Raw genomic sequence first — 20,872 nt, forward strand, 5'->3', positions numbered from 1 at the left:
CGTCCAATCCGCCCAGTATGCCACTGCCACGACGCCGCGGAATCGCGCTATCTTCGAATCGGGACACCGATCGAGAAACGCCCGATGAGCGACAGGATCATTCCGTTCGACAGCCAGCGCCGACGCGAGTCCGGCCACGCCGAAGCGGTATCGGCGCCACGCCGCCGCCCGCCGGTGCCGCGCGTCCCGGATTTCGCGCGCGCCGACGCCACCTGGCTGCAGGCACGCGACATCGCGTTTCTGCTTGAGGCCGAAGGGCACGCACCAGCCGATGGCGGGCTGATCACCGAGGGCATTCCTCCTGCGCTGGAAGCTCTGCTCGAGCGTGACGGCGTAGTGGCCCGCGTGGCCGGCGATACCGGCGGCTGGCTCGATATCTCGCCGCATCTGTATTTCCACGTCATGCTGCGCCGCCTCCTGCCCACGCCGCGGACCTATCTGCAAAGACGCGTGCTCCGGTATCTCGCGAATCTGCTGAGCCTGTTCGTGCGCACGGACCGGCTGTATCGCATCCAGCCCGGCGAGGCGGAATCGTTCGAGTATCTGGTCGATCTGCTGGCCGAGGCCGCCGAGAGCGAGCACGAACGCCAGTTCCTCGTCCACGCCCATCTCGGCAACTATGCGCTATATCTGGCCGGGCTCGGCCGGCGCTGGATAGAGCACCGCCTGAAGTATGGCCGCAGCGCGCTCGGCCTCGATTATTACCAGGGCATGGGCCGCCGCGCGTATCGCCAGGCCGCCGATCATCGCCTGGCACGCGAACTGGAACTGCAGCCGGTGTTCGCGTATCTCGCACAGCAATTCGATCACTACGCCGATGCCCTGCTGCGTCTTGGCGCCGCGCGTGGCCCGCACATGGCCGACTAACCATGCACACCGCTGGCGGATGGCCCGCGCGCCGCTCAGGCGCGCGCGGCGACGCCCGGCTGGCGCTGCATGGCACAGTGCGGTATGCCGTCTTCGAGATATACGTCCGAGATAACCACGAATCCGAGCCGCTGATAGAAATCACGCAGATGCGCTTGCGCGCTCACGCTTACGGCGACATCGCCGCACAGCCAATAGGTTTCGAGCAGCCCCTCGTTCATCAGCCGATAGCCCAGGCCCCGGCCGCGAAACGCCGGCGCGATCAGCACCCGGCCGATGGCCGGGATCGCACCGGGCACGATGCGCAGATAGCCGGCCAGCGCGTTATCGATCCGCAGGCTGAAGTGCCGGGCCACGAGATCATGCGCGTCCGTTTCCTGATAGGCGCACGCCTGTTCGACCACGAACACCGCCTCACGCAGCACGACGATCTCGTGCCACGCGGTGGCCGGCATATCGCGCAGCCACTGGCCGCTGAAACGGGATTCGCTCATGCCATGAACCATGAAGGGGCCGCCAACGCGCATTATGCCTGCCCTGTGTACAGACTCCGCCTTATCACGGATGGGCGTCGCCGCCTGCGTATCCTAGCGTCGGGCTTCATTCATCGAGCTGAGAGTCCTCATGCTTCGAATCGCCCCGTTCAAATCCGATGCCGAACATGTCGTACCGCTGGAAGTCGACGGCAAAATCGGCGCGCAGGATTTTTCCAACGTTGTCGCCACCATAGAAAAACGCCTCGAACAGCACGACCGTCTGCGGCTGTATATCGAGATCCACTCGCTGGGCGGCATGGCAGCCTCGAGCGTGTTCAGCGAGTTGAAGGATGCAATCAAGCACTGGGATCGCTTCGACAAGCTGGCCGTGGTGACCGATATCGAAGGCGTGCGCACCGCCACCACCGTCATCGACAAGCTGGTGCCGAAGATCGAATGCAAGACCTATCGTTTCGACGAGCGCGAAACCGCGCGGCAGTGGGCCATCGACTGACGCGACCGCCCGGAATGGCGCTGCCGCGTGAGACGTCGCGTAGGTCGGCTTAGACCGCAGGCCGACACCGGCGGCTAGCAGACCCCAGGCTTTACGTATCGTCAATACAACCGGCGGCGTCTTTCCGCGCCGAGCGGGCATAAAAAAGGCCGCTCGACAGACAAGAGCGGCCAAGACCGATAGCCGGTCGCAGGAACGGGATATCTAGGCGGTCATCGTATGGCAGCGGTGCGCCGCGATGGGGTTATCCAGCCGGCCCACGAACTGCATATTGCCGGTGGGATCGGCCAGATCGAGCATCTGGCGGTTGTTGGCCAGTTGCAGCCGGTTCAGGCACGAGCGCGCGAAATCGGGCGCGAACAGATCATCGCGGGCGAATTTGTCGGCGTATTCGGGATGGGCGTCCTGATAGCGCACGATGCACGCGGCGACCTGCGCCCAGAACCGCGCCTGCGTGTAATCGCGTTCCACCGCCAGTATCGCCGCGATATAACGGAAGATCAGATCGAACAGATCGGTGAAGATCGACAGCGTCCGGAGCTGTTCGGGTACCGCCACCGCGATCCGTTGCACGTCGGCCGGCAGGTCGGCCTTCGGGTCGAGCACGGCGATCTCTTCGGCGATGTCTTTCATGAACACACGGTCGACCGTGTGTTCACGCAGCACCAGAATCAGGTTTTCGCCGTGCGGCATGAACACCAGGTCGTGGGCATAGAAACAGTGCAACAGCGGGGCCATGTAGGCATCGAGATAACGCCGCAGCCAGTCGTCGATGGACCGCCCGGAGGCGTCGATGAGCGCGCCGATGAGCGAGTTTCCCTCGTAATCGCGGTGCAGCAGTGCCGCCATCGTCATCAGCCGCTCGCCCTGGCCGAGGCGCGCGACCGGCGACTCCCGCCATAGCGCCGACAACATCTTGTTGGCGCCATCGGTCTTCGCCACGGCGGCCTCGAAATGCGGATGGCGATAACCCACCGCGGCGACCTCCCGCAGGATGGAAAATCCGGTCGAACGCAGGTCGCTGTCGTTGTCGATGAGGCTCGCCAGCCAGTCGCAGATTGCCGGCGTGCCGGCCATGTAGTCCGGCGACAGGCCACGCGCAAAACCCATGTTGAGGATCGACAGGCTGGTCTTGACGTAGCAGCGCGCGGGCGCGTCGTGGTTGAACAACGTACGAATCGACTGCTGCGCCTGGTAGGCATTGGGCGCAAAACCCAGATGCACGAGGTGGCGCGTGGCGATCTCGTCTGCGAAGGCGAACACCAGCTTGTTCTGCCACTGCCAGGGGTGGATCGGCATGAAATGATAATCCGCCGGATCGAGGTCCAGATCGATCAGCTGTTCGACAAACCGATGCCGGGTGGTCTCATCCAGTTCGCTGGCCAGATGCGATGCCACGCTGCGGTCGGCCGCGACGGCAAAGTGCGCCCGGCTGACGTGCGCCGCCACCCAGACCAGACGGATCGGGTGCGCGGCTTCCGGCGCATAGGCGGCAAAATCGTCACCGTCGAAGCCCATGCGACCGTTGTTGGCGACGAACGCCGGATGGCCTTCGGTCATCGCCGCTTCCACGGTCTGGAAATCGGCGACGGCGAGTTCGGCCGCCGAGTATTGCGCATTGGCGCGTTTGTAGGCGGCACTATAGCGGGTACTGGCGATTTCCTCGAGATAGAGCGCGAGCCGGTCGTCATTCAGACCAAGCCTATCGCGACATTCCACGAACAAGGCCCCGGCATCCAGCGGCCGGGCCACGCCGTCGACTTCACGCGTGATCGAGGCCGGTTCGACGTCCCAGTGATTGAGCAAAAAACGCCGGGCGGCAAAGCGATAACGTACACCCGGGGCGTCCGCCGCAATCTCGTAGCAGGCGGTCGCCGCTTCATCGGCCGGCGGGCCTTCCAGGGCCCGCGGCTCGAACAGCCCTTCGTGGGCGAACTCGCCGATAATCTTGGCGACCAGCGCGGCGTTGACCTCAGCCCAGCGGGCCGGCGAGAGATGCGCCACGCTGCGCAGCGTGGCCGTCAGACACTGACAACTCATGCGGGGGCCTCCTTTCGTGCGCACACGGCGCGTTGTGATGCGGTCAGACGATGCATGGCGCGGTCCCGGTCGCGTGCGGTACAGGTCGCCAGCCAGGCCGTTTTGTCTGGCAGGCGAAGCCGGCGGTGGTAGACAAACCCGGCGCGTTGGTTGAGCACATGGATGCCGCGGTTGGTGACATCGGGCTCCACCACCAGTCGTTCGACGGCCGGTTGAGCGAACAGCGCATCAACCGTGAGCGCGAACACCGCCCAGGTGAACAGATGAATGGGCTGGCGCGGCGGGGCGATGAGGATATGCATCCCCACATCGCCCGGTTGGACGCTGTAATGCCGGCCGACCGGCTCCGCCGCCGGGTCGTAGACCTCGACCAGAAAGGCCGGCCGGCCTGCGTGCCGGCCGATCAGCGCGGTATGGGTAGCAGAGGATTCGATGGCGCTGAAATAATCGACCGTCGCGGCCGCCGAATGATGGGTCATACCCCAGAAACGGGCGTGCTCGCTGGTCAGCCAGCGATGCGCGCAGCCGGCATGGCGCCCGATCTCGAACGGCGCCAGGGCCAGCCTGCCCATACCGGGCACGCAACGGCCGTATTCGCTGAAGTCGAGCATTACGGTGTCTCCCGATCGCTTTCGACATGAGGCGCGCCCGCCTCGACCGAAGCCCACCGGCGGGCATCGAAATTCTGGAACGCGATGCGGCGTTCGATGGCATAGACCTCGCGGCCCACGAGCTGGCGCAGGATCACCGCGTTGCGATAACAGGCCATACCCAGATCCGAGGCGGTGAAACCATGGCTGTGCAGCTCGGCGTTCTGCACGAAGATCCGATCGCCGGCGGCATCGATCGCGTAATCGCGGCTGACCCTAAAACGCCCCTGCCCGTCCCAGCGTATGCGATCGGCGATGGCCTCCAGATAGCCCGGCACGCGATGACTGAAACCGGTAGCCAGAATCAGCGCCTGGGTGCGGTGACGAAACCGCAGGCCCTGTTCTGCCTGGAGCAGATCCAGGACGTACTCGTTGCGCGCGGCATCGCGGGTGACCGCAAGCAGCGTGGTATTGGCCTGCATGCCGACATTGGCGCTGCCGTGCAGGTCCTTTTCGTACAGCCGTTCGTAGATGGCATCCGACAGGTCGCGGTCGATCCCCTTGTAGAGCGGTTTCTGGGCCTGACCGAGACGATGACGCGTGTGCTCCGGCAGGCCGTGAAAGTAATCGATGTATTCCGGCGAGGTCAGCTCCAGCGTGAGCTTGTCGTAGGCCATCGCGAAAAACCGGGACGAACGGGTGAACCAGTCCAGGCGCTGGCCCGACCCCGCCGACGCCAACCGCTCGTGAAAGACCTCGGCCGCGCTTTGCCCGGAACCGATGAGCGTGACGCTGGCCTTGTCGGCCAGGGCCTCGCGATGCGCCAGATAATCGGCGGCATGACAAACCGGGCCGTCGAGTCCATCGCAGCCGGCCGGCCAATACCGTGCCGGGCCGGTTCCGAGCACCAGACGCCGCGCACGCCGGACGGTCGGTTCGCCGGTTGCGGGGCGGACCGCGATGACCCGATAGCAACCGACGGCCTCGTCGTAGTCGATCTGTTCCACCCGCTGCTCGAATACCAGATTCGACAACTGCCCGGCCACCCAGCGGCAGTACTGGGTGTATTCCGCGCGCAGCATGAAAAAACTCTCGCGGATGTAAAAGGCATAAATCCGGCCGCTGGCCTTGAGGTAATTGAGAAAACTGTAGCGGCTGGTCGGGTCGGCCAGGGTCACCAGATCGGCCAGGAACGGCGTCTGCATTGTCGCGCAGTCGAGTAGCAGGCCTGGGTGCCAGTCGAAGCGTTCGTTCTCGTCGAGAAAGACGGCATCGAGCGCATCGATTGGCTGGCAAAGCGCGGCCAGACCGAGATTGAACGGGCCGATGCCGATCCCGATGACGTCGTGGACATGCGTAGCGCTGTCGTGCTCAACCATGACGACGCACCACGCGTTCGTTGCATTCGCGCTTCGCCGCGCCTGCCACCTGGTCTACCGCGCGGCGAGCCAGCGCCAGCCGCTGGCCGGTGGTGACAATCAGCCCGAGCAATTCCGCCATGTCCGCGGCTGTGGTCTGGGCGTTCATCAGGGTGAACTTGAGATAGCGCCGGCCGCCGACCCGGGTGGCGGCGATCATGGCTTCGCCGTGGGCGGCCAACTCGGCGCGGATCGCATCGTTCAGACCATCGAGCTCGTTCGCCGGCAAGGCCAGACTCGGCCGGAAACGGAACACGAGCGCCCCGAGTTCGGGCTCGTTGAGCAGTTCGAAGCGGGGCTCGGCAAGCATCAGGCGATACGTCGCGCGGGCCAGCTCAAGGCCGGCATCGAACAACTCCCCGATCGCCCGTGGCCCGACCGTACGCAGGCTCACCCAGAGCTTGAGCGCATCGAAGCGGCGCGTGGTCTGCAGACTCTTGTTGACCTGGTCCGGCGTACCGCAGGCGGCGGCTTCCGCCGGGTTCAGGTAGTCCGCGTGATGGGTGACGTGCGCCAGCATGCCACCGTCGGCGACCAGCAAGGCGCTGCAGGCGACCGGCTGAAAGAACGATTTGTGGTAATCGACCGTGATCGAGTCCGCCGCGGCGAGCGCGCGGCAGCGATCGCCGCGGGTCGGCGACACCAGCAGGCCACAGCCATAGGCCGCATCGACGTGCAGCCAGATATCGTGCTCTCGCGCCACGACCGCGGCCGCCTCGACATCGTCCAGGCTGCCGAAGTCCGTGGTGCCGAAGGTGGCGACGATCGCGATCGGGATATCGCCGTGTGCCCTCGCCTCAGCCACGGCTTCGGCAAGTGCCGCGCCGTCCATACGCCAGGCCGCGTCCACCGGCACCGCCACGATCGCGTCGTGACCGAGCCCCAGCAGCGCGGCCGCCCTGGTGAGTGAGAAATGACTGATCTCGGAAACGAAGATCCGCCAGCGCGCGGCCGCCGCGGGCAACCCGTGGCGCTGAACCTGGCCGATGCCGTGCGCGCGGGCGGCGTGCTGTTCACGGGCCAGCAGCAGCGCCATCAGATTCGAGTGGGTGCCGCCGCTGGTGAACACGCCGTCGGCCGTAGCCGGCAGATACGCGCGGCGCGCCGTCCAGTCGATGAGTTTCTGCTCGATCAGCGTGGCGCCGGCGCTCTGATCCCAGGTATCGAGCGAGGCGTTGATACCGCCGGCGATAATCTCGGCGGCCACCGCACTGGTCAGCACCGGGCAATTCAGGTGCGCCACGTAGCGCGGGTGATGAAAATAAACAGCGTGCCGGAAATACAGCGACTGCAGCTCCGTCAGCGTCGCCGTGAATCCGGCCGGGGCTTCGCGGTCCAGATCGATCGCGTCGATCGGGCCGCGAATAGCGTCGGCTCGAACGCCGTCGAACACCCGGTGGGCACGATCCAGTGCGCCAATCGTGGCTTCGATCGCCTGCTCGCCCTGGGCCCGAAAATCGGCCAGACTGCTGCGCCCGATCAGCGCCGCGCTGAGATTGCCATCCGCCCCGGTGCCGATCGCACGATCCGCAGGTTGCGTGGACATGAAAGTGATTCCTTGTCGATGATTCGATGCCGCGAACGCCGCGGCCACGCCCCTCGTGGCAAACAACCGGACGGGCCGACGCATGCCAGCCCGTCCGGCACGTCAGAATCGGTAGTCCACCGTGGCCGTGACGTTGCGCTCTTCCCCGTAGTAGCAGCTCTGGGTGCCGAAGCAGGAGGCCACGTATTTCTTGTCGAACAGGTTGTTCGCATTCACCCGCAGACTCACGCCCTCTAGCGCCGAACTCCACGCGCCGAGATCGGCCTTGACCATGGCATCGGCCACGGCATAGTCCGGCACTTTCAGCCGATTGCGGCCATCGGCCACGGCATAGTCCGGCACTTTCAGCCGATTGCGGCCATCGGCGTAACTCTTGCCGACGTAGTGCCCGCCCAGACCAGCGCTGATGCGTTTGGGAAAGTCGTAGGTTGCCCACAGCGAGGCGAGCTGGTTGGGCGTGCGGGCTGGGGTATCACCCTTGTGAGCGGTGACCGAGCCGGAAGCGACATCGTTCTGGTATTCGACGTCCTGATAGCTGTAGCCCGCGATGACGTGCAGGTTATCGGTGATGTCGCCCTTGGCCGCGAACTCAATCCCGCGGGACTGGATGTCACCCACGCTGGCAAACGTGATCGGCGTCACGGCCGTGCGCTGCTGCACGTTCTTCTGGGTCAGGTCGTAAAGAGCCAGGGTGAACAGCGCGTTGATTCCCCGCGGCTGATACTTCACGCCGATTTCGTACTGATTGCTCTGCGTCGGCTCGGCAATCTGGCCGTTGGCCGCGCTGTAGGCCGTGGGGTTGAACGCTTCGCTGTAGGAGAAATACGGCGAGATCCCGTATTGCGACTCGTACAGCACGGCGATGCGGCCGGTGAAGGCATCGTCGCTGCGCTGTGCGGTGGCGCCGTCGGCCGTGCTCAGATCCTGGTATTCGCGCCGCAGGTGATCCTCGCGGCCCGACAGCAGCACATGCAACCGCTTGTAGCTCATCTGATCCTGGATATAGCCGCCAAACTGCTTGAGCTTGCGGTTGGCGTTGGCGGTCTCGACGATCGGGCGCACCAGCGGATCGTCGTGATAGTTCGGATCGAACGGGTCCAACGGTTTGACGCCGGTCGGCACGCTCGACGACGCGTCGTACGGGATGCCGTAGTCGTGCACCCGGTTGAAGCGCTGCTGATAGTCGACGCCGACCAGCATCTCGTGCTCGATCGCGCCGGTGGCGAAATCGAACTGCACGTTGTTATCGGTGGAGAACGCCTTCAGGTGTTCCTGGGCCCCGGTGTAGTAGCGCGTGAGGTTCGCACCGTTACCGGTGAAGCCGTATTGATAGACCTGCGCCAGATCGGTTTCCAGATCGGAATAGCGCGCGGTCGAGCGCAACCGAACGTGGTCGTTGACGTGGTGCGTGAGCGCATAAGTGAACATGCGCTGTTGGCGATCGAACTTCTCATGACCCGCATCGGTATCGACCCAGGACGGCGACACGGTGCCGCCGTAGGCATTGCCGTTCACACTCAGGTCGTACGGCACCGAGCCGTGAAAACCGGCGGCCGGATCGTGCTGGATATAGGCCTGCAACAGCAGATCGGTGTCGTCGGACAGATTGAGATCGACCTCGGGCATGATCGCGTAGCGCTCGCTCTTGACCACGTCGTATTGCGTGTCGGACCTCTCGGCGTGACCGACGATGCGATAACTGCCCCAGGATTTTTTCGGCAAGGCGCCGGTGAAGTCGAAGCCGCCGCCATAGGTATCGAAGCTGCCGCCATAGAACTGCAGATGACGCTCGGTCTTGGCCTGCGGTCGCTTGGTCACGTAATTGACCAGCCCACCCGGCTGCGCCCGCCCGTACAGCACCGAGCTCGGGCCCTTGACCACATCGATGCGCTCGAGCATGAACGGGTCGATCTGGAAGTTGGAATACGCGCCCGGGTCGCTCATCAGGCGCATGCCGTCGAGGAAGGCGTTGTTCACGTCCCCGCCGGAAAACCCGCGCAGCTGGATCGCATCCTGGCGGGTCGAGGCCCCGGCGATGCCGGTGAAGACACCCGGGGTATATCGCAGCGCGTCGTTGACGTTCTTCGAGCCCTGATCGGAGATCTGCTGACGGGTGATGACATCGACCGTCTGCGGCGTTTCCAGCTGCGGGGTATCGGTCTTGGTCGCACCGCGCGTGGTGTGCGCCGTATAGCCCTTAGTCGGGCCTTCGGCGCCGCGGTAACGCCCCTCGACGCTGATCGTCTCAAGACGGGTCGAACCGGCCGCCGCCGGTGTCTTGCCGCCGTGTTCGCCGCGCGCGGCGCGCCCGGTCGCTGTTGTATCGCGTTCGCCGCTATCGGCCTGGTCCTTCGATGCCGCGGCGGCGGGCAGCAAGCCCAGCGCGCCACTAAGCGCGATCAGGCTGATCACTCGCCCGCCGCTTGCTACCCGACGCCATCCCTGTTGATTTTGCATGTCGCTGCTCGACCTCCCTGACCCATCGTGTTGTCGTCAATCGTGAGCCGGCACCATTCGGATCTACCGGCGGATTAATTGTAGTTACGACTCATTCGCATTTGCAACACCAATAACGTTACTCTCGCAACGAAGTCTTCACGCAGCGCAGGAATCGAGGCGCGAGCCCGCCGGACGACGGGCTCGGTCAGAGGCAGCGGCCCGCGGGCCGCGCCGGGTCAGGTCAGGGGCGGGTCAGGCGAACACTGCCACCGCTTGTCGGCCGACGAGCACGGGTTCGCGCCGACTGTTCCAGATCGTCATGTGCTGGGCCGAGTAGCCGTCGGCGATCTGCTCGGCGTACGATCGACACAGCCACCAGCCCTGCTCGGTCACCGGACGCTCGGTCAGCAGATCGAACTGCCAGGTGATGGTGCTGACCGGCGCCGGCTTGTGCATACAGGCCATGGCCGCCGGCGGCAACGCATCCGCGAGTGCCACGAGCCCGGTCAGTGAATCGCGCATCGCCGCGTCGCGATGGCGCAGCCAGGCACAGAATTGCGGCGTTTCGGCGCCACTGGCCGGGGTCGCGCCCGCGGCCCGGGCGCTATCGAAATGACGTGCGAAGTTCGGCCCGAGATTCCGACCTTCACTATCTTCGAAGAACAGGCCACCGTCGCGCGCATCGGCCACCGCCGGGGCGGCGACGTCGGCGTGCGCCAGGGCCGATTCACGCGCGGTGCCGAAGCCGAAGGTGGCACGCGCCGCCGCGTTATCGCCGCTGGTCATGTCGGCGGCGACAAAGGCCATGGACTTACCCTGGCGCAGGATATGCGGCTGGATGCGCACACTCGGCCCCGCCGGCCCGACGAAAGCGACCTGGGCGGACCGAAGCGGTGCCAGATCATCAACCGCTGCATCGACGGCGGCCAGGCAGAGCGCCGCCGATAACCCGCCATAGATCGCCCGCCCCTGCAGCCAATCGTCGGGAATGTCGATGTGCCAGGCATTGCCGGCGGGCTGAAGATGCGACAACAGAACAGAGAGCGGCGTGCGCCCCGAGGTATCGGTCATGATGCGGCTCGTTGGAAATTCCGCGTCAGGTTAGCGCAATACGCCGCCGTATTGTTGCGTGTGCACCGATGCCGCCGGCTCAGCCAGCAGACAGCGTGCGATGTCGTTCGGCGAGTCGAAGAGGTGATCGGGCTGGGCGTCGAGCAGTTCCTGCCGACCACCGTAGCCGTAGCTCACGGCGGCGGCCGGCACGCCGTTGTGGCGCGCACCGAGAACGTCGAAGCGGCGGTCGCCGATCATGAGCGTTTGTTCCGGGCGCAGGCCTTCCTCGCGCAGCACGTGCGCGATCAAAACCGATTTTTCGGTGCGCTTGCCATCGAGCTCGCTGCCATAGACCTTGCCGAAATAGCCGTCGAGGCCAAAATGCGCGACGATCTGCCGGGCATAGAACCAGGGCTTGGAGGTAGCCACGAACAATTGCCGGCCGCTGGCGCGAAGCTGCGCAAGCACGTCCACGATGCCGGAGTAGACGGTGTTTTCGTACATGCCGACATCGCCGAAGCGCACGCGATAATCCTCGACCGCGCGACCGGCCTCGGCATCCGACAGGCCATAATGTTCACAAAAGGCGGCCTTGAGCGGCGGCCCGATGAATCCCGCCAGATGACGCCGGTCGGCGACCTCGATGCCCTGGCACGACAACGCGTATTCGACACATCGCGTGATGCCTTCATAGGGATCGGTCAGGGTACCGTCGAGATCGAATAGCACGGTCGTATATCGCATGGCTGACCTGTCGAACCACCTGCCGGCGATCGTCTCGCCGTCGCCGGTCGTTGTGTCGTTGTCCTGTAACGCGTGCAAGCAAGAATCCGGCCGTTAGCGGCCAGCGCCGAATTCTCGATCACGCCCTGAGCTTATCCAAAAAGCGCGCCGGTTGACGACGAACGCTCGCCCGCGCTCACAGTTGCGCAGCCGCGTGACGCCCGGCACGGCGCCCCGAAAACAGGCAGCCGCCCAGAAACGTGCCCTCCAGTGCGTTGTAGCCATGATAGCCCCCGCCGCCGAAACCGGCGGCCTCGCCCACGCCGTACAGGCCGGGGACGGCCTGTCCGCGGTGATCGAGCACCCGGCCGTCGATGTCGGTATGCAGACCGCCGAGGGTCTTGCGCGTGAGTATGTGCAGGCGCACCGCGATCAGCGGCCCATGCGCGGGGTCGAGCAGTCGATGCGGCCGAGCCACGCGGAACAGGCGATCACCCCGATAACGACGCGCGCCATGAATCGCGGTGACCTGGGCGTCCTTGGCGAATGGGTTGGTCATCTGGCGATCGCGCGCGACGATCGTGGCCCGCAGCGCATCGGCATCGATGAGCGCGTTGCCCGCCACGCGGTTCATGCCGGCGGCCAGTGCCGCGACATCCGGGGCCACCACGAAATCCGCCCCTTGGCTCTTGAATGCCTCCACCGGCGGCGGCGCACCGCGCGACAACCGCGAGCGCAGCACCGCGCGCCACGATTGCGCGGTCATATCCGGATTCTGTTCCGAGCCCGACAAGGCGAACTCTTTCTCGATGATCGATTGATCGAGCACGAACCAGGAATAATCATGACCGGTGGCGAGGATCGCGCGCAGCGTGCTCAGCGTGTCGAAGCCCGGCAGACACGGCGCCGGCAGGCGTTGCCCGGTGGCATCGAGCCACAGCGAAGACGGCCCGGGAATGATGCGAATGCCGTGGGCCGGCCAGATCGGATTCCAGTTGGCCACGCCCTCGGTGTAATGCCACATGCGGTCGGCGTTGATGATGGCCGCCCCGGCATCGTCGGCGGCGATATCGAGCATCCGGCCATCGACATGGTGCGGCACCCCCGAGAGCATGTGTGCCGGCGGCGCGCCCAGGCGTGCCACCGGCCAGTTCGCGCGCACCTTGTCGTGATCGCCGCCGATGCCGCCCGCGGCGATGATGACGACTTCGGCTCTGCACTCGAACACATCCACCACATCGCGCGCCGACCGCTCGCCGCGCTCGACCGTGCTCGGCGCAAGCACCGCGCCGCTCGCCCCGTTCACCCGGCCGCCGGTGGTGAGCAGACGATCGACCCGGTGCCGACAATCGAGCGTAATGCGCCCGGCCTGCCTGTGCACCTGCAGGCGCCGCAGAAACGGGGCCAGCACGCCCGGGCCCGTGCCCCAGGTGATATGAAACCGCGGCACGGAATTGCCGTGGCCTTGTGCTGTGCCGCCGCCTCGCTCGGCCCAGCCGACCACCGGAAACCAGCGCATGCCCAGACCATACAGCCATTCGCGCATGCCACCGGCCGCGAATTCGAGGAACGCCTCGGCGGTCCGCCGCGGCCAGTAGTCCTCCGGCCGATCGAAGCCGGCCGAGCCGAGCCAGTCCTGCCAGGCCAGTTCGGCCGAATCGGTAATGCCCATGCGACGCTGCTCGGGCGTATCGACCAGAAACAGGCCGCCGAGCGACCAGTGGGCCTGGCCGCCGATCGAATTCGCGCCCTCCTGCTCGAGAATCCGCACCGAACGACCCGCATCGGCCAGTTCGACTGCGGCTACGAGCCCGGCAAGGCCCGCGCCGATGACCAGCGCATCGCTTCGATCTGTCATGGTCGGCTCCGAGGCACTGGGGCGGCCGCCCCAGTGCGCGATTCAATGATCGATGATGCTTCGAACATAATGCAGCGGGCGCATTGCGTCATTGATCCGCGCCCGGATCGAGCAGCCAGTCGGCGACACGCGTCCAGCTGCGCCGAGCCATCAACGCACCGCAGCCGGCATGCTTTGGATCGCCATGCGTCCATTCGCATGCCACCCGATCGCTGCCGACCATGGCCGCGAGCCGCTCGCCACAGACCGGCGAGCACACCGGATGATCGGCATCGGCGATGAACAGGATCGGCACGCGCACACCCGCCAGCCCGGCGCCCGGCCCGGCCATCGGCAGCCGGCCGGCGGCCAGTGTGTTGTCGGTCCAGAGATGATCGATGACATCGGCGACCACCCCACCGGGGTACGCCCGCGAGCGCAGGGCATCGTCGTCCGGTGGCTGGGCCGGGCCAAGCACCGCCTGGCGGGCGATCAACTGTAGCCAGCTCGGCACATGCAGCGCGGCAACCGGCAGGTGGCTGGCCCGCAGGCCGGTCAGACGTCGCCAGCGTCCGGCCCGCTGGCGCAGCCGGCCCCGGACCCGGCCGGCCGCCGGACACGCAGCGTAATCGATACAGGTATCGAGCAGCACCAGCCCGGCCAGGTCATCGGCCGGGCTGACCGCGGCATAGCACAGGGCCAGCAACCCGCCGAGCCGCCAGCCGTGCAGGGCCAGGCGTTGCCGCCCGCTGTGGAAGCGCACCCGGTTGAGCATTTCCGGCAACAACGCGGCGAAGTAGTCGCTAAGGTGGCGTCGATCATCGGCGCGCGTCGGCCAACCCCAGTCGATCATGTAGAGATCGAAACCGCGCGCCGAGAGATAGGCCACCAGGCTGTGCTGATTGCGCCGATCATAGATCTGGATATCGGCGGCCAGCGGCGGGATCAGCACCACCGGCGTTCGCGGCACCGGCCCGGCCTCGGGCGCGCCAGCCGGCGCGTAATAGCGCACGGACACGCCGGCACGACGGTGGATGATCTCGAATTCGGCCGAGCCCGGCATGGACCAGGACCGGCGACCGAGTCGGCGTCGAACCCTGCTGTTCATGGCATGGCGGCCCGGCTCCGGATAACGGGCACGGCGTCGCGCGATGGCAGGCACACAGGCATGGCGTCCGCCTCGTGGAATGAACTCTGTAATTGCATGATAGCCGACCCGCAGCGACGCTCGCCTGCGAGCCGTGCATGTTGAACTTCAACCCCAGGTATGTTCATCCTTTGGGCCACCAATCTCAATGGAGCGATCAATGGAATATCGCCAACTCGGCAATTCCGGTCTCAAGGTGTCCAAGCTGACACTGGGCACGATGACGTTCGGCGGCGAAGGCCACATGGCCAAGGTCGGCAACACGGACGTCTCCGGCGCCCGCACCATGGTCGACAAGGCATTGGATGCCGGGGTCAACTTCTTCGATACCGCCAACATGTATTCCGGCGGCGCGTCGGAGGAGATTCTGGGCAAGGCGCTGGGCGACAAGCGCAACGAAGTGCTCATTGCCACCAAGGTGCGTTTTCCGATGGGCGACGGCGTCAACGATCGCGGCCTGTCGCGCGTGCATATCCGCCAGCAGCTCGAGGCCAGCCTGAAGCGGCTGGGCACCGAGCACATCGACCTGCACCAGATGCACCAGTGGGACGGCATCACGCCGCTCGAGGAAACCCTCGAGACCTTCGATACGCTGGTACGCCAGGGCAAGATCCGCTACTACGGCATCTCGAACTTCTCCGCCTGGCACGCCATGAAAGTGCAGGCGATCTGCGAGCGCGAAGGCTTCATCAAGCCGATCAGCCAACAGATCCACTACACCGCCCAGGCGCGCGAGGCCGAATACGAACTGATGCCGGCGGCCGTGGATTCAGGCCTGGGCACCATGATCTGGAGCCCGCTGGCCGGTGGCCTGTTGTCGGGCAAGTACCGGCGCGATGCGGAAAAACCCGAAGGCACGCGGTTCTCCGAGGGCTGGGAAGAACCGCCGATCACGGATGAAACACGGCTGTTCGACATCATCGAAACGCTGGTCGAGATCGGCGACGCCCATGGCGTGTCCGCGGCCCAGGTCGCGCTGGCCTGGATCCTCACCCGGCCCGGCGTCACCACCGCCGTGATCGGCGCGCGCAAGGAACATCAGCTGGACGACAATCTGGCTGCCGCGAATCTCGAACTCAGCGACGCCGAGATCGCCCGGATCGAGAAAATCAGCCGCCCGGTCCTGTTGTATCCCTATTGGCACCAGCGCAAGACCGCCAGCGACCGGCTCGGCCCGGCCGACCAGGTGCTGCACGCCAACTTCGCCGACGACTGAGCGGCGGCACCGCTTGCCGACGCACAAGCCGTCGCTCCCCGCGACGGCTTTTTTTGCCGGGCGTCGACCCGGGGACCGATCAGAGCACCGGCCCGAGCATCGCCAGCGCATTGCGTCCCGCGCGCCGCGGCGCCGAGGTGTTGTCCAGTTCAGCTGGCGTGATCACGGCCGGCCTCGATGAAACGCACCGGGCGCGTACGGATTGCGGCGGTGACGAAGATGCCGACCACCGGCAATGCGAGCCACACCACCAGCCAGGCCACACGCGCCGCCGGATCGCGATAGGGCTTGAGCAGCACGGCGCGCGATCAGGGCAAGTTCGATTGCCAGGTGAATGATCAATGCCCACAAGGGCAGAATCCCGAGACCGGTCATGCAGCCTGCTCCCTCGGCCTCTATGCTGGTGCATCGGCGCTCCGCGATAGCGCGCAACGACTTCCCGCGTGACCCATGATCGACCTGCACACCCATTCCACGGCCTCGGACGGCCAGCTCGACCCGAGCGCGCTGGTGGCGCGGGCCGCATCGCGCGGCGTGCAACGCCTGGCGTTGACCGACCACGACACGACCGCCGGCGTCAACGAGGCGCGGCGAGCGGCGGCCGATCACGGCATCCAGCTGGTCGCCGGGGCGGAAATATCGGCGAGCTGGGAGCGGCGCACGCTGCACGTCGTCGGCCTGGGACTCGATATCGCGCAGCCGACGCTGGTCGCCGGACTGAGCCGCCAGCAAGCTGAACGCGATACACGCGCTGCGCTCATCAGCGAGCGGCTGGCACGCGTCGGCCTGGAAGACGGCTGCGCCCGTGCCCGCTCAGCCGCCGACGGCGGCCAGATCACGCGCTCGCATTTCGCCGATCTGCTGGTCGCCGACGGGCTCGTGCGCAATCGCCAGGATGCGTTCAAACGCTACCTGCGCCCCGGTCGGCCGGGCTATCGGCGCACCGAGTGGGCCGGGCTCGCCGACGTCATCGGCTGGATTCACGCGGCCGGCGGCACGGCAGTGCTCGCCCACCCGTTCGGCTACGGCTTTTCCGGCGCCTGGCGGCGGCACATGGTGGCGGCCTTCGCGGACGCCGGCGGCGACGCGATCGAGATCTGTACCGGCGTCAGCACGGTCGAGCAGGAAAGCCAGTCGGCTCGGGATGCGCGCCGACATGCCCTCGCCGGCTCGATCGGATCGGATTTTCATTCACCCGAGCAGTTCTGGCTGGATGTGGGCCGGGTCCGCCCCTTGCCGCCCCATGTGTCGCTGGCGCCACATGCGGCATGAGGGCGGCCGATTCCAGCCGCGCTTTCATCGCGTAATGGGCTATGGCTTCGACAGGACCGCGATTTTCTGGATGCCGGATGCCTGCAGTGCCGCCATCACCTTGCCGACCTTGCCATAGGCCACGTCCTTGTCGGCCTGCAGCTGGGCCGCGCGGTGGGGCGTTTTCTGATGAATCTGCGCCAGGCGCTGCTTGAGCTCGTCCAGCGAGACCTCGTTCTTGTCGATGAAATAATGGCCGTCGCTATCCACGCTCAGCACGATCGGTTGCTTGGCATCGGGCGGCGCCACGCTGTCTGTTTTCGGCAGGTTGACGTGTACGGCGGTGGTGACCGCCGATGCCGTGACGATGAACATCACCAGCAGCACGAGCATCACGTCGACCAGCGGCGTGACATTCATTTCGCTGAGGATTTCGTCGTCGTCTCCACCACCTGACATGGCCATGATTGCTACTCCGTAATCTTGAACAGGATGAACGGGGCCCACGCATCAAGCGGTGGCATGCGTTTTCTGGCCAACCGTCGCGGCGTCCTTGAGATCGCTCTGCCGGGTAATCTGCGCGCCGCCGGACTGAAACCCGCTCTGCTGGCATAGCGCGTAGAAATCGTGCGCGAAGTCGTTCATGGAATGCACACCGGCTTTCAGTCGGCGCACCAGGAAGTTGTAGATCAGCACCGCCGGTACCGCCACGGCAATACCCATGCCGGTGGCGATCAACGCATGACCGACCGGGCCGGCCACTGCCTGCAGACCGGTGGAGCCGGTTTGGCCGATACTCACCAACGCGCCCATGATGCCCCAGACCGTACCGAACAGGCCGATGAACGGGGCGGTGCTGCCAAAACTGGCCAGGACGGCGAGCCCGCCTTCGAGCGAACGCCGCTCGCGTTCGATCTGCTGTCGCAACGCGCGTTCGAGGCGCTCGCCGCGGTCGATCTGGTGCGCCAGGTCCCGGTTGCCGGGGGCGATGTCGCGCCCGGTGATCACGGCGAAGCCGGCCTTGGCGATATCGGCCATCGGGCCGATCGAATGATCCACGACCGACTCCCCCTGTTCGATACTGTCGGCGGACCAGAAATCCTTCTGGAAGCGCTTGTTCAGCGCCCCGGCGCGGCCGAACTGAACGAGTTTGATCACCAGCAGCGCCCAGGTAATGACCGACAGGACGATCAGGCACCATAGAACGGCCGGCACCACGAATGGCGTGAGGTTGCTGCTCAGCATAGTAGGTCTCTCTCCTTGAAAGTCATGCGATCGCCCGGTCAGTCCGGGAGATTGAACGATATGGTCTGCAGCGCGTAGCCGCGAATGGGCGTATCGCCCCGTTTGGCGGGTTTGAAGCGCCACTTCTTGACCGTATCCACCGCGGCCTGGTCGAGATCGCTGTAGCCGCTCGACTTGATCACCGTAACCTTGCCGGCCCGGCCATTCGGTTCGACCAGGATCTTTAGCTTCACGTCACCCTCCTCGTGGCGCCGCAGCGCCCGCGCCGGATAGTGCGGGGGCGGATTACCGAGGCTTTGCAGCCCGGACACGGCCGGCGTGATCTTGTTGGCGTTCGAACTCGCGTTCGGGCTCGGCTTCGGCGCGGGCTTGGGCGCGGGTTGCGGCTTGGGTGCCGGCTTGGGCTTCGGCTCGGGCTTGGGATGGGGTTTGGGCTTCGGTTTCGGTTTAGGCTTCGGTTTAGGCTTCGGTTTGGGCTTCGGCTTTGGCTTTGGCTTTGGCTTTGGTTCCGGTTTCGGCTTGGGCTTCTTCTTGGGCGGCATCACCGCGTGCGTATCGATCACCGGTACCTTCTTTACCGGCTGCGGTTTCGCCAGCGTCACCTCAATCGGCGGCGGGGTCTGCTGCCTCTTCATCGGTTTGGGCTGCTGGATCGGCGAGTGCTGATAAAGCTGCCACAGACCGAAATGCACCAGCGCCGAAAGCACGACGATGCCGGCGATTTCGAAAGTCGTCAGGCGCCCCGGTCGGGGTTTGATCGACTTGTTGCCGTGCTTATCGAAACCATCCGTCATCACGTGGCCGTCGTCTGTTGATCAATGACACCGGCATCGAACCGCTGGACGATGCACGAATATTCTGTACGCCGGGTTAGCAACATGCGTGCCAGACATTGCGCCGCGCGGTGCCAGCAGACGCCTGAATCTGCTGGCACGCCGCCCTGGCCGGGCAGTGCAATGCACAAACGCACGCTACCAATCCGTCCAGCTTGGCGGGCGTTCAATACAATATCTTTACGGACACGCAACCAAGCCATCGCCCGGTCTCGGTCGACAGGCTAGGATCACAGCGGGTGCGCATGCAGGCGGGCACGGCGGCGCGGGCCTGGCGTGAGCGAGGCGGGCCGTTCCGGCAGAAGACGAGGAAATGGTCGGGACAGCAGGATTCGAACCTGCGACCTTCTGCTCCCAAAGCAGACGCGCTACCAGGCTGCGCTATGCCCCGTTCCAAGTCGCCGAGTTTAACCCGTTGAAGCATCCGACACCATAATTTGCGATGCGCGAGCCGTCGTTGTCGCGCGTTCCCGGGAACGCGCCATGCGAGCCGCCGCTCCAGCGCCACCCACACGAACAACAATCCGTATAGCCCAACCCATCGCTGCATCGATTCGCGGCTGCGTCCCATTCGCATCTTGAGGATCTTTGCGCCCTGTGTCCATCCCCAGAGCCTCATCCGACGACGCGGCGACGGGTCAAGGCAACGGCAACCGTTCCGGCGCGCGGAATACGGCTTGCGATGGCACAGGCTCCGGGCAGCCGCGCGTCGACAGCGAATTGTCGGGGGATGCCGGCCGTGCGAAAATCTAGATGATTCAGTCCCTGCAGCAGCGCGCGTTCATGTCGGCTCAATTGATCGATGGCAAAAAACTCGCTTCGGCGTACCGCGCCGATGTCCGCAAGGCCGTCGAGACGCGCCGGGCCGCCGGGCAACGCGCACCCGGTCTGGCGGTGATTCTCGTCGGCGACGACGCGGCATCCCAGGTTTATGTCGGCAAGAAGACCAAGGCTTGCGAGAAGGCCGGGCTGGTTTCGCGCGCGGTGTACCCGAGTGCCGACATCAGCGAGGCGGAACTGCTCGGCCTGATCGATGACTTCAACAGCGACGACACTATCGACGGCATCCTGGTGCAGTTGCCGCTACCCGCGCATATCAACGCCAGCGCGGTGATCGAACGTATCCGCCCCGACAAGGACGTCGACGGTTTCCATCCGTACAACGTCGGCCGGCTGGCCCAGCGCGTGCCGCTTCTCAGGGCCTGTACGCCGCTGGGCATCATTCGCCTGCTTGAATCGATCGACGAACCCTTCCTCGGCCGCCAGGCGGTTGTGGTCGGTGCCTCCAACATCGTCGGGCGCCCCATGGCGCTTGAGTTTCTGCTCAAGGGGGCCACCACGACGGTCTGTCATCGCTTCACCCGCGACCTCGCCGACGAGGTCGGTCAGGCCGAGATTCTGGTCGTGGGTGTGGGCAAACCCGGGTTGGTCCAGGGCGAATGGATACGCGAAGGGGCAACCGTGATCGATGTCGGCATGAACCGGCTGGATTGCGGCAAGCTGGTGGGCGACGTGGCGTTCGAGACCGCCGCCGAACGGGCGGCCTGGATCACGCCGGTACCCGGTGGCGTCGGCCCCATGACCGTGGCCATGCTGGTTAGCAACACCCTGCGCGCAGCGGAAATGCGCGAAGCCGCCGAGGCCGATCAGGGCTGATCGGGTAACCTCCGGCAGCGA

19 protein-coding genes and 1 tRNA gene are annotated in these 20,872 nt (G+C 65.5%); 5 read left to right on the forward strand and 15 right to left on the reverse strand.

Features of this window, described 5'->3' with window-relative positions; all coding sequences use genetic code 11:
• The first annotated feature begins 84 nt into the window (after positions 1-84).
• Complete coding sequence (locus SALB1_RS18100) at positions 85-867, forward strand: hypothetical protein (protein ID WP_109995124.1); 783 nt, start codon at positions 85-87, stop codon at positions 865-867.
• A gap of 35 nt (positions 868-902) precedes the next feature.
• On the opposite strand, the gene SALB1_RS18105 is transcribed toward SALB1_RS18100, so the two are convergent.
• Entirely contained in the window at positions 903-1,361 is a 459-nt protein-coding gene (locus SALB1_RS18105; protein ID WP_199678861.1) for a GNAT family N-acetyltransferase, read from the reverse strand.
• A 130-nt stretch (positions 1,362-1,491) separates the two neighbouring features.
• On the opposite strand from SALB1_RS18105, the gene SALB1_RS18110 reads away from it, so the two are divergent.
• Positions 1,492-1,857: an STAS/SEC14 domain-containing protein gene (locus SALB1_RS18110; protein WP_109995125.1), complete on the forward strand. Its 366-nt coding sequence runs from the start codon at positions 1,492-1,494 to the stop codon at positions 1,855-1,857.
• Between the two features lie 204 nt (positions 1,858-2,061).
• Here the strand turns inward: SALB1_RS18110 and SALB1_RS18115 are convergent, their stop codons facing one another.
• The 9 genes from SALB1_RS18115 to SALB1_RS18155 form a co-directional block, all read right to left on the reverse strand.
• A complete protein-coding gene (locus SALB1_RS18115) occupies positions 2,062-3,897 on the reverse strand; it encodes an IucA/IucC family siderophore biosynthesis protein (protein WP_145961380.1) in 1,836 nt (611 codons plus the stop codon).
• A complete protein-coding gene (locus SALB1_RS18120; protein WP_109995126.1) occupies positions 3,894-4,508 on the reverse strand; it encodes a GNAT family N-acetyltransferase in 615 nt (204 codons plus the stop codon). Before SALB1_RS18120 ends, SALB1_RS18115 begins: the two co-directional genes overlap by 4 nt.
• The gene (locus tag SALB1_RS18125; protein WP_109995127.1) at positions 4,508-5,866 is read right to left on the reverse strand and encodes a lysine N(6)-hydroxylase/L-ornithine N(5)-oxygenase family protein; all 1,359 of its coding nucleotides are present in this window, start codon (positions 5,864-5,866) and stop codon (positions 4,508-4,510) included. Before SALB1_RS18125 ends, SALB1_RS18120 begins: the two co-directional genes overlap by 1 nt.
• Positions 5,859-7,451: a pyridoxal-dependent decarboxylase gene (locus tag SALB1_RS18130; protein WP_109995128.1), complete on the reverse strand. Its 1,593-nt coding sequence runs from the start codon at positions 7,449-7,451 to the stop codon at positions 5,859-5,861. Before SALB1_RS18130 ends, SALB1_RS18125 begins: the two co-directional genes overlap by 8 nt.
• Positions 7,452-7,553: 102 nt before the next feature.
• Complete coding sequence (locus SALB1_RS18135; protein ID WP_109995129.1) at positions 7,554-9,908, reverse strand: TonB-dependent siderophore receptor; 2,355 nt, start codon at positions 9,906-9,908, stop codon at positions 7,554-7,556.
• A 234-nt stretch (positions 9,909-10,142) separates the two neighbouring features.
• On the reverse strand, positions 10,143-10,961 hold the full coding sequence (locus SALB1_RS18140) for a thioesterase family protein (protein WP_109995130.1): 819 nt from the start codon (positions 10,959-10,961) through the stop codon (positions 10,143-10,145).
• A 30-nt stretch (positions 10,962-10,991) separates the two neighbouring features.
• Positions 10,992-11,765 carry an HAD hydrolase-like protein gene (locus tag SALB1_RS18145; RefSeq protein WP_255414453.1) on the reverse strand — a complete coding sequence of 258 codons (774 nt, stop codon included), beginning with the start codon at positions 11,763-11,765 and terminating at the stop codon, positions 10,992-10,994.
• A 97-nt stretch (positions 11,766-11,862) separates the two neighbouring features.
• Positions 11,863-13,524, reverse strand: a complete 1,662-nt coding sequence (locus SALB1_RS18150; RefSeq protein WP_109995132.1) for an FAD-binding dehydrogenase — start codon at positions 13,522-13,524, stop codon at positions 11,863-11,865.
• 88 nt (positions 13,525-13,612) lie between these two features.
• Complete coding sequence (locus SALB1_RS18155) at positions 13,613-14,611, reverse strand: alpha/beta fold hydrolase (RefSeq protein ID WP_145961381.1); 999 nt, start codon at positions 14,609-14,611, stop codon at positions 13,613-13,615.
• Positions 14,612-14,810: 199 nt separating this feature from the next.
• Here SALB1_RS18155 and SALB1_RS18160 point away from each other — a divergent pair, with 199 nt between their 5' ends.
• Positions 14,811-15,866 carry an aldo/keto reductase gene (locus SALB1_RS18160; RefSeq protein WP_109995134.1) on the forward strand — a complete coding sequence of 352 codons (1,056 nt, stop codon included), beginning with the start codon at positions 14,811-14,813 and terminating at the stop codon, positions 15,864-15,866.
• 149 nt (positions 15,867-16,015) lie between these two features.
• On the opposite strand, the gene SALB1_RS19105 is transcribed toward SALB1_RS18160, so the two are convergent.
• Positions 16,016-16,165 carry a hypothetical protein gene (locus tag SALB1_RS19105; protein WP_158590815.1) on the reverse strand — a complete coding sequence of 50 codons (150 nt, stop codon included), beginning with the start codon at positions 16,163-16,165 and terminating at the stop codon, positions 16,016-16,018.
• Positions 16,166-16,316: 151 nt separating this feature from the next.
• On the opposite strand from SALB1_RS19105, the gene SALB1_RS18165 reads away from it, so the two are divergent.
• Complete coding sequence (locus SALB1_RS18165) at positions 16,317-17,138, forward strand: PHP domain-containing protein (protein WP_109995135.1); 822 nt, start codon at positions 16,317-16,319, stop codon at positions 17,136-17,138.
• A gap of 39 nt (positions 17,139-17,177) precedes the next feature.
• Here the strand turns inward: SALB1_RS18165 and SALB1_RS18170 are convergent, their stop codons facing one another.
• From SALB1_RS18170 to SALB1_RS18185, 4 genes are all read right to left on the reverse strand, one after another.
• Positions 17,178-17,576: a biopolymer transporter ExbD gene (locus tag SALB1_RS18170; protein WP_199678939.1), complete on the reverse strand. Its 399-nt coding sequence runs from the start codon at positions 17,574-17,576 to the stop codon at positions 17,178-17,180.
• A 51-nt stretch (positions 17,577-17,627) separates the two neighbouring features.
• Positions 17,628-18,362, reverse strand: coding sequence for a MotA/TolQ/ExbB proton channel family protein (locus SALB1_RS18175; protein ID WP_179950688.1), 735 nt, complete (start codon positions 18,360-18,362; stop codon positions 17,628-17,630).
• 38 nt (positions 18,363-18,400) lie between these two features.
• Positions 18,401-19,069, reverse strand: a complete 669-nt coding sequence (locus SALB1_RS18180) for an energy transducer TonB (protein WP_199678862.1) — start codon at positions 19,067-19,069, stop codon at positions 18,401-18,403.
• Between the two features lie 440 nt (positions 19,070-19,509).
• Positions 19,510-19,586 (reverse strand) — tRNA-Pro (locus SALB1_RS18185).
• A 392-nt stretch (positions 19,587-19,978) separates the two neighbouring features.
• Between SALB1_RS18185 and folD the strand changes: the two genes are divergently transcribed.
• The gene (gene folD, locus SALB1_RS18190; RefSeq protein WP_109995530.1) at positions 19,979-20,851 is read left to right on the forward strand and encodes a bifunctional methylenetetrahydrofolate dehydrogenase/methenyltetrahydrofolate cyclohydrolase FolD; all 873 of its coding nucleotides are present in this window, start codon (positions 19,979-19,981) and stop codon (positions 20,849-20,851) included.
• Positions 20,852-20,872: the final 21 nt, after the last annotated feature.

This window comes from Salinisphaera sp. LB1 (assembly GCF_003177035.1).
GTDB lineage: Bacteria > Pseudomonadota > Gammaproteobacteria > Nevskiales > Salinisphaeraceae > Salinisphaera.